Below are 13,542 nucleotides of genomic sequence, written 5' to 3'. Positions count from 1 at the left end.
CGCAAGGGCCGCGCGGCCGGATTCGGTCCGGCGGGGTCCGGCCGCTGGGCGGAGTTGCCGAGGTCGCGGCCGGTCGACGCTGGAGGTTCCCGCACAGACAAGGAGCACATGTGGTCTCGCGACGAGGATTCCTCACCGGCCTCGCCCTCGTCCCGGTCGCCTATGCGGCCGGGTGTTCGATCCGGCCCCCGGCGCCGGGTTCGGCAGGGACGGCAACGCGTCCGCTGCCGATTCCGCCGCCGGCACCGTCGACCGTCGGCGCCGACGGTGTCCGGCGGTTCAGCGTGCGCGTGCGGACCGGGAGCACCGAGATGCTGCCGGGCACCCGCACACCGACCTGGGGTTACAGCGGGTCGGTGCTCGGCCCCACCCTCCGGGCCCGGCGAGGCGAGGAGGTCGCGGTCACCGTCGTCAACGATCTCCCGGAGCCGACCTCGGTGCATTGGCACGGGATGCATCTGCCCGCGGCCTTCGACGGCGGACCGCATCAGATGATCGCCCCCGGTACGGAGTGGACGCCGCGCTGGCGGGTGGATCAGCAGGCCGCCACGCTCTGGTATCACCCCCACCCGCACGGCGCGACCGAAAAGCATGTCCAGCGCGGGCTGGCCGGCTTCTTCCTGATCGACGACGATGCCACCGATCGCCTGGAGCTACCGAAAGACTATGGCGTAGACGATATTCCGCTGGTGATCCAGGATCGCCGATTCACCGCCGACGGTGGGCTCGACGAATCCGACGCCACCGATGTCGGCCTGCTGGGCGACATCATCGTGACCAACGGTATCGCGGGCGCCCACTTCACAGTCACGACCGAGCGCGTCCGGCTCCGCATCCTCAACGGGTCGTCGGGCCGCCTCTACAACCTCGCGCTCGCCGACGGCAGACAGTTCCAGCTGATCGGCACCGACGGCGGGCTTATGCCGGAACCCGTTGCCCTGAGCCAGCTCCCGCTCAGTCCGGGTGAGCGGGCCGAGATCGTGGTCACCGTCCGCGCGGGCGAGAATGTCACGCTACGGTCCCTGCCGATCGGTGACCGCGACGGCATCGATCGGGCCGCCGAGTTCGGCTTCGACGACTCCTTCGACATCCTTGCCCTGCGCGCCGCCGACACCCTGCGGCCATCGGCGGCCCTCCCCGCGGCACTCGTGCCGATGAGCCCACTCGCCGCGGCGAACACGGCGCCGACGCGGACCTTCGAGTTGCAGTGGTTCATGATCAACAACCGCCGGATGGACATGAACCGCATCGATATGACGATTCCCGTCGACACCACCGAGGTCTGGTCGGTGCGCAACAAGGACAACTGGCCGCACAACTTCCACGTCCACGATGTCCAGTTCCAGATCCTGGCGATCGACGGAAACCCGCCTCCCCCGGCACTTTCCGGCTGGAAGGACACCGTCTATACCGCGCCGGGCGCCACCTACACCCTGGCCATGCACTTCGCCGACCACACCGACCCGACGTTCCCGTACATGTACCACTGCCATCTGCTGCATCACGAGGACCAGGGCATGATGGGCCAGTTCCTGGTCCTGGCGCCGGGACAGCAGCCGGCGCCGATGGACAGGGGGACGATGGGGCACGGGTGAGCCGCGTCAGGCAACCGATTCCAGGTACTTCGCCAGGGCCGCGACGAGCTCGCGGGTGCCCTCCTCACGCTGGGCGCCGGTGTCGTGGCCGTCGAGGTGGGCGCCGAATTCGACGAGGGTGAGCTTGGTGCCGGTGGTGGTCGGCTCGAATTCCCAGGTGGCGACCGAGGTGGAGATATGGGCGCCGTTGAGCCACATGTCGTAGGTGTAGACGAGGCGTTCGTTGTCGATGATGTCGGTGTAGATGGCGACGAAACGGGAGGTCATCGTCTCCTGGAAGGTGCCTTCGTTGATCTCGAGGCCGCCGACGCGGAAGTCGACGGAGACCTCGCCCTGTTCCCAGCCTTCTTCGCCGCCGAACCACTTGCTCTTGACGGTGGGATCGGCGAATGCCTGGAACGCGACGGCAGGGGCGACGGGCACCTCGCGCTCGATGGTGAACTGAGCGTGGGCGATGGAGCGGGTAGCGGTGTCGGTCATTGTTGTTCTCCCTCTGTGTTGTTCGCTGATTCGGTGAGTAGTGCCGTGAGCCGGTCCAGCTGCCGTTCGGCCGGTGGCCGCTGCTGGCGCAACCAGTCGATCGCGAGCCCGAAGGCCCCGGGCACCAGCTGGTAGGTGCGCACGCGCCCGATCTTGGCCGAGCTGACGATCTGGCCTGCCTCGAGCGCCTTCAGGTGCTGCACGATCGTCGGCAGCGCGACCTCGAACGGCGCCGCGAGATCCGACACCGACGCAGGGCCGCGAGCGAGCCGCTCGACGATCGCCCGCCGCGTCGGATCCGCCAGCGCCCGGAAGACGCTGTCCAGTCCTCCGTCCGGCTCACCCGATGAATACTTAGGCACATACCTAAGTATTCACGCCGACAAGAGTTCGCGCAACCCTTGGTTGCGAAAATTCTGGTCAGGCGTCGAAGGCGCCGAGGATTTGTTCGGCGGCGAGGGCCGGAGTGAGCGTGCCGTCCCGGACGGCGGATTCGACTTGGGCGCGAACGGATTTCACGGCCGGGTTGTCGGCGAGGCGGCGCAGGATCTGGTCGTGGACCATGGTCCAGGTCCAGTCGACCTGCTGGCGGCGGCGCTTCTCGGCGAACTCCCCCGCCTCGGTGAGGACGCGGCGATGTTCGAGGACTGTGTCCCAGAACTTGTCCAGGCCCTGGCCTTCCAGACCGCTCATGGTGAGCACGGGTGGGCGCCAGAGAGCGTCGTGCGGGTGGATCAGCCGAAGGGCGCCTTGCAGTTCACGGGCCGCGCTCTTGGCTTCCATCTCGTGCTTGCCGTCGGCCTTGTTGACCGCGACCAGCTCGGCCAGCTCCAGCACGCCCTTCTTGATGCCCTGCAGCTGGTCACCGGTGCGGGCGAGGGTGAGGAAGCAGAAGACGTCGACCATGTTGGCGACGGTGACCTCGGACTGGCCGACGCCGACGGTCTCGACCAGGATCACGTCGTAGCCGGCGGCCTCGAGCAGCACGATGGTCTCCCGGGTCGCTTTGGCGACACCGCCGAGGGTGCCCGCGGTGGGCGAGGGCCGGATGAACGCGTCGGCTTCCAGCGACAACCGGGCCATGCGCGTCTTGTCACCGAGGATCGACCCGCCGGTGCGGGTCGAGGACGGGTCGACGGCCAGGACAGCGACCCGATGCCCCTTGCCGAGCAGGTACATGCCGAGCGCGTCGATGAACGTCGATTTGCCGACGCCGGGGACACCGGTGATCCCGACCCGGTTGGACACCACGGTGCCCGGCTCGGTGCCCAGCCGCAGCAGCAACTGCTGGGCCAGTTCGCGATGGTCGGCGCGGGTGGATTCCACCAGGGTGATCGCGCGGGCCAGGGCCGAGCGCTGTCCGGCTTTCACCTCGTCGGCGAGCGCGTCGACGTCGATGGTGCGGCGGACGCCGGTGACGGTCCGGTCGCCGTTGCGCGGGGCACCGACACCCGCGGTGGTGCCGAGCCGGGGGTGGGCCTGGCCACCCCCGGCCGTGTGTGCGGCGTCGCTCATTCGGCTGTGCCGCCGCCGATCTCGTGGCCCAGGGAGGCGGCCAGCTTCTTCAGCAGGTCGATGGCGGCATCGGCGATCACCGTTCCGGGCGGGAAGATCGCCGCCGCGCCTGCCTCGTAGAGCTCGTCGAAGTCACCGGGCGGGATGACGCCGCCGACGATGACCATGATGTCGGGGCGACCGACATCGGCCAGTGCCTGCCGCAGGGCGGGCACCAGCGTGAGGTGGCCTGCGGCCAGCGAGGAGACACCGACGATGTGCACGTCGTTGTCGGCCGCCTGGCGCGCCACCTCTTCGGGGGTCTGGAACAGCGGGCCCACGTCGACGTCCATGCCGAGGTCGGCGAACGCGGTGGCGATCACCTTCTGGCCGCGGTCGTGGCCGTCCTGGCCCATCTTGGCGACCAGGATGCGGGGACGACGGCCCTCGGCTTCGCCGAACTCCTCGACGAGCGCGATGGCCGCGCCGATGTTGGATGCCTTGCCTGCTTCGTCACGGTACACACCGGAGAGCGTACGGATTTCGGCCTGATGGCGGCCGTAGACCTTCTCCAGTGCGTCGGAGATCTCACCGACGGTGGCCTTGGCCCGGGCGGCGTCGATGGCCAGCGCCAGCAGGTTGTTCTCCATCCCGCCTTCGGTGGCGGCGGCAGCGCGGGTCAGGTTGGCCAGCGCGGCCTCGACGGCGGCCGAATCGCGTTCGGCGCGAAGGCGTTCCAGCTTCTCGATCTGCTCGGCGCGCACGCGCGAGTTCTCGACCTTGAGGACCTCGACCTCGTGGTCCTCTTCGACCTGGTACTTGTTGACGCCGATCACCGGCTGCTGCCCGGTGTCGATGCGCGCCTGGGTGCGGGCGGCGGCCTCTTCGATGCGCAGCTTCGGAATGCCCTCCGAGATCGCCTGTGCCATACCGCCGTGCGCTTCCACCTCGGCGATGTGGGCGCGGGCGCGCTCGGCCAGCTGGTGGGTGAGCCACTCGACGTAGTACGAGCCGCCCCACGGGTCGATCGGGCGCGTGGTGTTGGACTCCTGCTGGATCAGCAGCTGGGTGTTGCGGGCGATGCGGGCGGAGAAGTCCGTCGGCAGCGCCAGTGCCTCGTCGAGGGCGTTGGTGTGCAGCGACTGGGTGTGACCCTGGGTCGCGGCCATCGCCTCGATACAGGTGCGCGCCACATTGTTGTAGGCGTCCTGCGCGGTGAGCGACCAGCCGGAGGTCTGCGAATGAGTGCGCAGCGAGAGCGATTTGGCGCTCTTGGGCTCGAACTTGGAGACCAGCTCGCTCCACAGCAGGCGCCCGGCGCGCAGCTTGGCCACCTCCATGAAGAAGTTCATGCCGATCGCCCAGAAGAACGACAGGCGCGGGGCGAACTTGTCGACATCCATGCCCGCCGCGATACCGGCGCGGATGTACTCCACACCGTCGGCCAGGGTGTAGGCCAGCTCCAGATCGGCGGTGGCACCGGCCTCTTGGATGTGATAGCCCGAGATGGAGATCGAGTTGAACTTCGGCATCTTCGCGCTGGTGAAGGCGAAGATGTCGGAGATGATCCGCATCGAGGGCTTGGGCGGGTAGATGTAGGTGTTGCGGACCATGAACTCTTTCAGAATGTCGTTCTGAATGGTTCCGGCCAGCTGCTCGGGCGTGACGCCCTGCTCCTCGGCGGCGACGACGTAGAGCGCCAGGATCGGCAGCACCGCGCCGTTCATGGTCATCGACACCGACACCTGATCCAGGGGGATCTGGTCGAAGAGCTGGCGCATGTCCAGGATCGAGTCGATCGCGACGCCTGCCATGCCGACGTCACCCTGCACGCGCGGGTGATCGGAGTCGTAGCCACGGTGGGTGGCGAGGTCGAAGGCGACCGACAGGCCCTTCTGACCGGCCTGCAGGTTGCGGCGGTAGAAGGCGTTCGAGTCGGCGGCGGTGGAGAAACCCGCGTACTGGCGGATGGTCCACGGCTGGTTGACATACATGGTCGGGTAGGGACCACGCAGGAACGGCGCGACACCGGGCACCGTGTCGAGCGGATAGCCCTGCGCGACAACGGCATCCCGGTCGGCCTTGGTGAACACCGGCGGCACGTCGATGCCCTCGGGTGTGGCCCAGGTGAGCTGGTCGGCGGTGGTGTGGTTGGCCGCGGCGGCCTCGGCCACGAACTCCTTCACCTGCGCGTCGTCCACGTCGGCGGCCTCGGGCGCGCGCTCGGTGAGCGGCACCTCGGCGAAACTACCGATCAGGTGCTCGATATCGGATGTGGTCATCAGGCTCCCACCTTCTCCAGCAGCTGCGACAGGACCGCGACCGCGTCGATGCGCAGGGTCAGGTACCCGTCGGGACGCTGTGTACCGCTGTACTGCGCGACCGACTTCTCCGGCCCGGCCAGCAGTACCGTGTCGATGCCCGCGGCGCGCAACGCGTCGACCGCGGCGCCCGCTTCCTCACCGTAGCGCTTGTCCGCACCACACAGAACCGCGATCCGCGCGCCGGATTCGGCAGCGGCGGCGGCGATACCGTCGACGGTCAGCGGGCCGGGGTTGACCGACTCGATGCCACCGGAGGCCAGCACGTTCGCGGTGAAGATGGTGCGCGCGTTGTGTTCGGCGACCTGGCCGAGCGGAACGATCAGCGCCTTCGGCCGGGCGCCGTTGGCGGCCAGGTACGCGTCGGACCGGTTGCGCAGCGATTCGAACGCGGCGCCGTAGCGGGCGACCGAGACATCGGCGCGCGCCTGCTCCGACAGCGGTGTCTCGGCGAGGTTGGGGAACTCGTTGACGCCGGTGACCGCGGTCTTGCGGTGCGCGATGTCGGCGGCGCGGGTGGCGGCCGTCTCGGCGATGCGCTCGGCGACCAGACCGGCGGCGAGCGCGGCGGGGTAACCGCCCGCGGCCTCGATCTCCTGCATGAACTCCCAGGCCTTGGCGGCCAGTTCGTCGGTCAGCGAGTCGACGTACCAGGAGCCGGCGGCCGGGTCCTGGACGTGACCGAGGCGTGATTCCTCGAGCAGCAGCAGCTGGATATTGCGGGCCATGCGCTCCGAGAACGACTGCGACACACCGAGTTCGCCGGTGGGCAGCGCGGAGTCGAAGGGCAGCACGGTGACCGAGTCGGCACCACCGACACCGGCGCCGAAGGCAGCCAGGGTGGTGCGCAGCAGGTTCACCCACGGATCGCGCTGGGTCATCATCGCGGCCGAGGTGACCGCGCGCTGGGGAGCCGCGCCGAAGGCGGGCGCACCACACACGTGGGCCACGCGGGCCCAGAGTCGCCGGGCGGCACGGAATTTCGCGATGGTGGCGAACTGATCGTCGGTGGCCGCGAAGCGGAACTCGAGCTGACCGAACGCGTCGGCGATGTCGACACCCGCGGCGGTCAGTGCGCGCAGGTAGGCCAGGCCCGCGGCGACGGACGCGCCGAGTTCCTGGGCGTCGGCGGCGCCGGCGTTGTGGAAGGCGGTGCCGTCGACCGTGATCGCGCGCACCGTCTCCGGGCGGGCGATCGCGCGGGACGCCAGCGCGACGGCCTGATCGGTGTCGATGTCGGCGGTGCCGGCGAACGCGCTCGTCAGCGGGGCCGCGCCGAGCCCGACCTGGATCTCGGCGCGGTCGGCGAGCTGGTAGCCGTCGAGCAGCGAGAAGACCTGGTCGGCGGCGGCGTCGACGTCGGCGCCCGCGACCAGGGTCAGCGGGGCCAGTTCGAAGAGCAGGCCGGACAGCGCGGTGGGGATGTCGGCGATCGCGACGCCGTCGGCGCCGACCCCGAGCGAGAGGGCACTGACGCCGTTCTCCAGCCAGGACAGGATCGTCTGGTTGGTGGCCGCGGCGTCGGCCGAGCCGGCGAAGGCGGCGACGAACCAGCCGCGCTGCGGGTCGCGGGTGGCACTGCCACCACGGACGAACGGGAAGGCGCCGGGCAGCGGCTGCTCGGGCAGCTCGTCGCGGCGGGTGTAGAGCGGGGCGATGGTGAGCCCGTCATAGGTGGTCTCGTCGAGCAGATGCTCGGGCTCCGCGGGGAGCTCGGATGCCTCGACTCGTCGCGCTTTGGCCAGCACGCCCGCCACGCCCTTGCGCCATGCGGCATATTCGGGCACCGGATCCGGTGCGAGCCCCGCCCCGGACTCTGAACCAATCGGCATAGCTGCTGTTCCCTCTTCCATTCGACGACCGCACCCCGGTGTACTGCCGATCCGGCAGCACCAACCCAGCAGCGGATACAGCGGCGAACCAGGATGTGTCCGGTTCATCCATGATGCTAACTGTGACACGCTGTCCGAGCACTGGGGCCATCCCCTACCGACCGGTACGCTTGCGCGGTGTCTGGACTGATCAGATCCCCGCGCCTGCTCATGGCCCTGGCCGGGATCGCCGTGCTGTTCGTGGTGGCGATGCTGGTTCCGCTGCCCGGTCCGCAGCAGATCAGGGAGTGGGCGGGGGGCGCGGGGCCGCTGCTGCCGGTGTTGTTCTTCCTCTTCTATGCGCTCGTCGCGGTGGCCCCGGTGCCGCGCACCGTCCTGACGGTGACCAGCGGGGTGTTGTTCGGCCCGGTCCTCGGTTCGGTCATCGCGCTGGGCGCGACCGGCGTCAGTGCGACGCTGGCCTTGCTGGGGGTGCGCGCGGTGGGCCGGGCCAGGGTCGCCGACCACCTGAACCACCCCGCGGTCCGGGCGATCGATACCCGGCTGGCCCAGCGCGGCTGGCTCGCGGTCGCCGCCCTGCGGATGATCCCGATGGCACCGTTCTCGATCGTCAACTACTGCTGTGGCCTGTCCTCGGTCCGCACGCTGCCGTATCTGATCGCCACGCTCGCCGGTTCGGCGCCCGGCACGATCTCGACGGTGATCCTCGCCGGCTCCCTGGCGGGTGACACCAACCCGATCGCCGTCACCGTGTCGGCCATCTGCCTGTCGATCGGCCTGCTGGGACTGGTCCTGGACGCGCGGCTACCGCTGGCGCCCGCTCCGGCAGCTACTCCGGACGCGGAACCAGTGAACGTCCGCGGCTGACCGGCGCGCCTGCCGCATCCGGCGCCGTCGCGGCCGGATAATCCCACGTCATGGCGATGACCGTGGGCCGCAGATCCGCACTCGCACTGCTGGCCGGGCTGCCGCTGCTGGCCGCGGGCACGGCGCGCGCGCAGTCCGCCCTCGGGCCCGGCGTCGGGGCCGACCCGGACCGCGCACCGATCCGGTACACGATGACCGCGTTCCGCGCCGACAGCGATACCACCCTCGCCGTCTACGAATCGACGGACGGCACCGACTTCACCGCCGTCAGCGAGCACGCGTTCACGCCGCCGTCGGGCCTGGTCCGCGATCCCAGCATCCTGCTCCACAGCGACGGCATCTACTACCTCACCTACACGATCGCCGGAGACGCCACCGCGATCGGCCTGGCCCGCAGCCTGGACCGGATCACCTGGACCGCGCTCGGCAATATCCCGATGCTCGTGCCGGGCAGGCTCGAGGGCGCATGGGCGCCGGAGTGGTATGCCGACGCGGCGGGCCGGGTCGGCATCATCGTCTCGCTCACCGGGGGACGCGGATTCACCCCGCACCTGCTGATCCCCCTCGACGCCGGGCTCACGACCTGGGCGCCGCCGGTCCCCCTGCTCGGACTCGGCCCTGGCAAGCCGGGTTCCCTCGGCTACATCGACACCACGCTGGTGCGTCTGGCGGGCCGGGTGTTCGCGTTCGTCAAGAACGAGGATTCCAAGCTGATCGAACTCGCCGTGGCCGATCGCCCGATCGGGCCCTATACGTTCGTGGCGACCGGCGATTGGGCCGGATGGGGTGGTCCGCGCGAAGGCCAGTCGGTGGTCCGGCTGCCCGACGGTGGGCACCGGATCTACCTCGATGCCTACCTCGATGGTCGCTATTTCTTCAGCGACAGCTATGACGGATTCCGGTCCTGGTCGCCCCCGACAGAGCTGCCAGGACTGTCCGGCGTGGTCCGGCATGGCACCGTTCTCGCCGAGTACGGCGCTCCATCAGCACCATAACCGCAGCTCACAGCACTGCCGGCCACCTTCGCTCAGATTTCTGAACAGAAACCCCCTTACTTCAGGGGCACCGGGTTACGCTGGCGATCCGACACAATTCGAAAGTGAGCTTCTTCACATAGACCAGTTGTGACTAACGAGCATTTCAGAAAACTCTCAGAGTTATAGACTCGGGATAGCCCAGGGTTCGCCAGCTACATCCGGTGCGGGATCCAGAGCAACACCCGGTGACGCGGCCGCGCTCACCGACCTTCCCCGTTCGCGCCGATTTCGGCTTGCATTGCACCCCGAGGTGACCCCCGCATGGAATACACCCACCTGTCCGAATTCCGGATTCGCTCCGGCGCACTGTCCATCTGGACGCCCGAACTCGCCTCTCCCGGTTCCTGGTACGACGACGAGCGCCCGCTCGCCAGCGTCCACTCCCAGTACCTCGGCTTCCTCGATCCCGAGGATCCCAGCCCGGGGCGCGGGCGCTGGATCGGCACCATCTTCGAGATGGACGCCCCGCTCGACGCGCAGGTGTGGGCCACGACGCTGGAGCTGTGGCACGACCGCCACGAGGGATTCCGGACCACCGTCGCCCCCACCGGTGACGGCGACTACCACCGGGTGACCACCGCCCCCGGCACCGTGCGGGTCACCGGCGTTCCGGTCGCCGATCTCACCGACGGCGACCAGATCAACGACTTCCTCTGCGGCACACTGGAACTGCGTCTTTCCCCGCTGGTGTGGCCGCACCTGCTGGTGGCCACCGTCGCGCATGACACCGACGACTTCACCGTCCTGGTCGCCGCCGACCACTCGGTGCTCGACGCCTACTCGCAGGCCGTGCTCATCCTCGAGCTGCGCACCCTCTACACCGCCGTGCGCACCGGCGGCGAGATCCGCGATTCGGCCACCTTCGGCAGCGCCGCCGACTACGCCGCCGTCGAGCGCGCCGCGGCCGAAGAACTCACCCCCGACTCCCCCGCCGTGGCGGTGTGGCGCGATTTCGTCGGTGAGCCCGGATCGCCCATGCCTCGTTTCGCCGAGGGCATGGTCGCCGCGCTCGACGGTGAGCACGCCCAGCCCAGTGTCTCGCGCACGCTGCTGACCCTCGAGCAGCTCGAAGAGGTGGAGGCGTCGCTCGGCCGGATCAAGCACCGGCTCTCGGTCACCGTCTTCGCCGCGCTCGCCGCCGCGTCCCGGGAAGTGTTCGGCGACGACCGTTTCCGCACGATCATGCCGATCGCGACCCGGCCGGATCTGAGCTGGCTCGAGTCGATGGGCTGGTTCGTCAATGTCGTCCCGGTCGACATCGCCTTGCCCGCGGGCGCCGACATGTCGGTCGCGCTGGATGTCACCCGGGCCGCGCTCAAGCGCGCCCATGTCTGCAACGACGCCTCGTGGGGCCGGTCCCTGGCGATGGCGGGCGCGCTCGAAGGCCCGACCTTCGGCGCCTCCTTCCTCGACATCCGCATGCTCCCGGACTACGAACTGGTCGCCGACCTGCGCGGACGCACCCTGCGCGCCGTCTCGTACTCCACCGACGAGGTGTACTTCTGGGTCGTGCGCGGCCCTGAGGGTCTCTACGTCTCCACCCGCTACCCCGCCGGTCTGCCCGCCGAGGTGATGGACCGTTTCCTCACCGAATTCGCCAGGGCCATCTACGCGGTCACCACCCTCGCCGCGCCCGCCGCGGCCGCACCGGTCGCCGACGCCGCGTCGGCAGCGCTGAGCGCGGGCTGACGATGCGTGCACTGCTGGCCTTCACCGGGAGCCGGGGCGATGCCCAGCCCGGCATCCTGCTTGCCCGCGAACTGCGGGCTCGCGGGCACTCGGTGACGCTCGCCCTCTCCCCCAATCTCGTCGAGTTCGCGACCGGCCACGGTGTTCCCGCCGTCGGTTTCGGTCGCGACAGTGCCGAACTGCTGCGCACCCAGCACGCCGATCGCCGGTTCCGCAGCCTCAGTCCGCGACAGCGGCTGCGTGCGGTGCTGGATCTGCAGCGGCGCGGTGTGACCGAGGCGGTGGGCGACCTGCTCGTCCTGGCGCCGGGCCACGACGTGCTGGTGACCGGGATGGCAGGTGAGGAAGCGGCCGAGAAGGCCGCGCGGCGCGTCGGATTGCCGTTGGCCGCAGTGCATTTCTTCCCGATCCATCCGAATCGCTCGGTACCGGTGGTGCCGACCGCGTGGGGTCAGCGGATTCCCGGTGCGCTCAATCGGCGGATCTGGTCCGGGCTGCGGTGGGCGCGCGACGCCGCGCTGGCCGAACCGCTGGCCGAGTTCGGGATCGTCGAACATCCACTGCCGGACAGGGTGTCGATCCAGGCCTATGACGTCGACCTGTTTCCCGGGTTGGCGGCGGAGCTGCCGGATCGGCACCCGATCACCGGGTTCGCCGTCGACACCGACGGTTCCCTCGGTGGCCCGGTCGATTCCGCGCTGTCCGCCTGGCTCGACGCGGGGGCGGCGCCGATCTATGTCGGCTTCGGCTCGATGGCGGTCGACGATCCGGCGGCGCTGGTGACGATGCTGCGCACGGTCTGCGCCCGGCGCGGCAGACGGCTGCTGCTCGCCGCGGGCTGGGCGGGCATCGAGCCCGAACTGTCGGCCGAGGTCGCGATCGTCGACCAGGTCGACCACGCCGCGGTGTTCCCGCGGTGCGTCGCCGCGGTGCACCACGGCGGGGCGGGCACGACGGCCGCCGCGCTGCGTGCCGGTGTGCCGCAGGTGATCTGCTCGATCCAGGCCGATCAACCGTATTGGGGGCGCGCGCTGTCGCGGCTCGGCCTGGCCGACACCCTGCGCGCCACCGATCTGGACGCGGACGCGCTCACCGCCATGCTGGACCGGGTCGCCGACCCGAATGTCGTCGCACGTGCCGCCGCCTACGCGGGCCGTTTCCCCGACAGCGGCGTCAGTCTCGCCGCCGACGAGGTGGAAGCCCTTGTCCCCGCGTCGTTCCCGGCACCCGAACTGGATCATGCCGGGAGGCCGCAGTGAGTAGCACCGAAATCGCCGTGCGCACCAGCGGACTCGGCAAGTCCTACGGTGACTTCACCGCGGTCGGCAGCATCGACCTGAGCATTCCCGCTGGTTCGGTGTTCGCGATGCTCGGCCCCAACGGCGCGGGCAAGACAACCACGGTCCGCATGCTGGCGACACTGCTGCGCCCGGATCGCGGCAGCGCCGAGGTCTTCGGCTTCGACGTGGTGCGCGACGCGACCGCGGTCCGCTCGATGATCGGGCTCACCGGCCAGTACGCCTCCGTCGACGAAACGCTTACCGCCGGTGAGAATCTGCGCCTGTTCGGGCGACTCCTCGGATTGTCCCGGCGTGCCGCGGCGCAGCGCAGCGACGAACTTCTCGAGGAGTTCGAGCTCTCGGCCGTCGCCCGCCGCAGTGTGTCCGCGTTCTCCGGTGGCATGCGCCGCCGCCTCGATCTGGCCGCGACGCTGATCACGGTGCCACCGCTGATCTTCCTCGACGAGCCGACGACCGGCCTCGACCCGCACACCCGTGATCGCATGTGGGGCATCGTGCGCGGCCTCGTCGACCGCGGCGCGACCGTGCTGCTGACCACCCAGTACCTGGAGGAAGCCGACGCGCTCGCCGACCGGATCGCGGTCATCGACCGCGGGACGCTGGTCGCCGAGGGCACCGCCGCCGAGCTGAAAGCGTCCATCGGAGAACAGGTTCTGCGCCTGGACATCCCCGACACCGCGGACCTGCGCCGCGCCGAGACGCTGATCCAGGACCTGACCGGCGACATCCCCGAAGGTTCCTCGACGGGCATGCTGACCGTCGCCCTGCGTGATGTCGCGCTCGGCGCCGACATCGTCGCGGCCTGCCGCGCCGCCGACATCACCCTGCGTGGTTTCGCGGTCGACCGGCCCGACCTCAACGAGGTGTTCCTGTCGCTGACCGGGCACGCGAAGACCACCGACAGCGTCGGCGTGGCGTGACCACCC

At 69.7% G+C, this 13,542-nt stretch carries 11 protein-coding genes; 6 read left to right on the top strand and 5 right to left on the bottom strand.

All coding sequences use genetic code 11. The annotated features are described in order from the left end of the window. Nucleotides 1–110 precede the first annotated feature (110 nt). Nucleotides 111–1,595, top strand: coding sequence for a multicopper oxidase family protein (locus ACWF9G_RS09210; RefSeq protein ID WP_452514672.1), 1,485 nt, complete (start codon nt 111–113; stop codon nt 1,593–1,595). 6 nt (nt 1,596–1,601) lie between these two features. Here ACWF9G_RS09210 and ACWF9G_RS09205 read toward each other — a convergent pair whose 3' ends face one another. The 5 genes from ACWF9G_RS09205 to ACWF9G_RS09185 are packed head-to-tail and all read right to left on the bottom strand — an operon-like array spanning nt 1,602 to nt 7,722. Further along, nucleotides 1,602–2,075, bottom strand: a complete 474-nt coding sequence (locus tag ACWF9G_RS09205) for an SRPBCC domain-containing protein (RefSeq protein ID WP_452514671.1) — start codon at nt 2,073–2,075, stop codon at nt 1,602–1,604. Further along, nucleotides 2,072–2,437 carry an ArsR/SmtB family transcription factor gene (locus ACWF9G_RS09200; protein WP_452514670.1) on the bottom strand — a complete coding sequence of 122 codons (366 nt, stop codon included), beginning with the start codon at nt 2,435–2,437 and terminating at the stop codon, nt 2,072–2,074. The genes ACWF9G_RS09205 and ACWF9G_RS09200 overlap by 4 nt, the downstream gene beginning before the upstream one ends. A 58-nt stretch (nt 2,438–2,495) precedes the next feature. Further along, nucleotides 2,496–3,590, bottom strand: coding sequence for a methylmalonyl Co-A mutase-associated GTPase MeaB (gene meaB / locus ACWF9G_RS09195; RefSeq protein WP_452514669.1), 1,095 nt, complete (start codon nt 3,588–3,590; stop codon nt 2,496–2,498). Then, nucleotides 3,587–5,851 carry a methylmalonyl-CoA mutase gene (gene scpA / locus ACWF9G_RS09190; RefSeq protein WP_452514668.1) on the bottom strand — a complete coding sequence of 755 codons (2,265 nt, stop codon included), beginning with the start codon at nt 5,849–5,851 and terminating at the stop codon, nt 3,587–3,589. The genes meaB and scpA overlap by 4 nt, the downstream gene beginning before the upstream one ends. Continuing rightward, on the bottom strand, nt 5,851–7,722 hold the full coding sequence (locus ACWF9G_RS09185; protein ID WP_452514667.1) for a methylmalonyl-CoA mutase family protein: 1,872 nt from the start codon (nt 7,720–7,722) through the stop codon (nt 5,851–5,853). Before ACWF9G_RS09185 ends, scpA begins: the two co-directional genes overlap by 1 nt. Before the next feature lie 177 nt (nt 7,723–7,899). On the opposite strand from ACWF9G_RS09185, the gene ACWF9G_RS09180 reads away from it, so the two are divergent. The 5 genes from ACWF9G_RS09180 to ACWF9G_RS09160 all read left to right on the top strand — a co-directional run bounded on the left by ACWF9G_RS09180 (nt 7,900) and on the right by ACWF9G_RS09160 (nt 13,536). Beyond that, nucleotides 7,900–8,589: a TVP38/TMEM64 family protein gene (locus ACWF9G_RS09180; protein ID WP_379308275.1), complete on the top strand. Its 690-nt coding sequence runs from the start codon at nt 7,900–7,902 to the stop codon at nt 8,587–8,589. 50 nt (nt 8,590–8,639) lie between these two features. Beyond that, nucleotides 8,640–9,584 (top strand): hypothetical protein, encoded by a 945-nt coding sequence (locus ACWF9G_RS09175; RefSeq protein WP_452514666.1) that lies wholly within the window; start codon nt 8,640–8,642, stop codon nt 9,582–9,584. 303 nt (nt 9,585–9,887) lie between these two features. After that, nucleotides 9,888–11,315 carry a condensation domain-containing protein gene (locus tag ACWF9G_RS09170; RefSeq protein WP_379308277.1) on the top strand — a complete coding sequence of 476 codons (1,428 nt, stop codon included), beginning with the start codon at nt 9,888–9,890 and terminating at the stop codon, nt 11,313–11,315. A gap of 2 nt (nt 11,316–11,317) precedes the next feature. Then, nucleotides 11,318–12,574, top strand: coding sequence for a glycosyltransferase (locus ACWF9G_RS09165; RefSeq protein ID WP_452514665.1), 1,257 nt, complete (start codon nt 11,318–11,320; stop codon nt 12,572–12,574). Beyond that, entirely contained in the window at nt 12,571–13,536 is a 966-nt protein-coding gene (locus ACWF9G_RS09160) for an ATP-binding cassette domain-containing protein (protein ID WP_452514664.1), read from the top strand. The genes ACWF9G_RS09165 and ACWF9G_RS09160 overlap by 4 nt, the downstream gene beginning before the upstream one ends. Nucleotides 13,537–13,542: the final 6 nt, after the last annotated feature.

It is taken from the genome of Nocardia sp. NPDC055029, assembly GCF_053608525.1.
The sequence above is the reverse complement of the archived record's forward strand: the minus strand, read 5'-3'. Positions and strand labels throughout refer to the sequence as shown.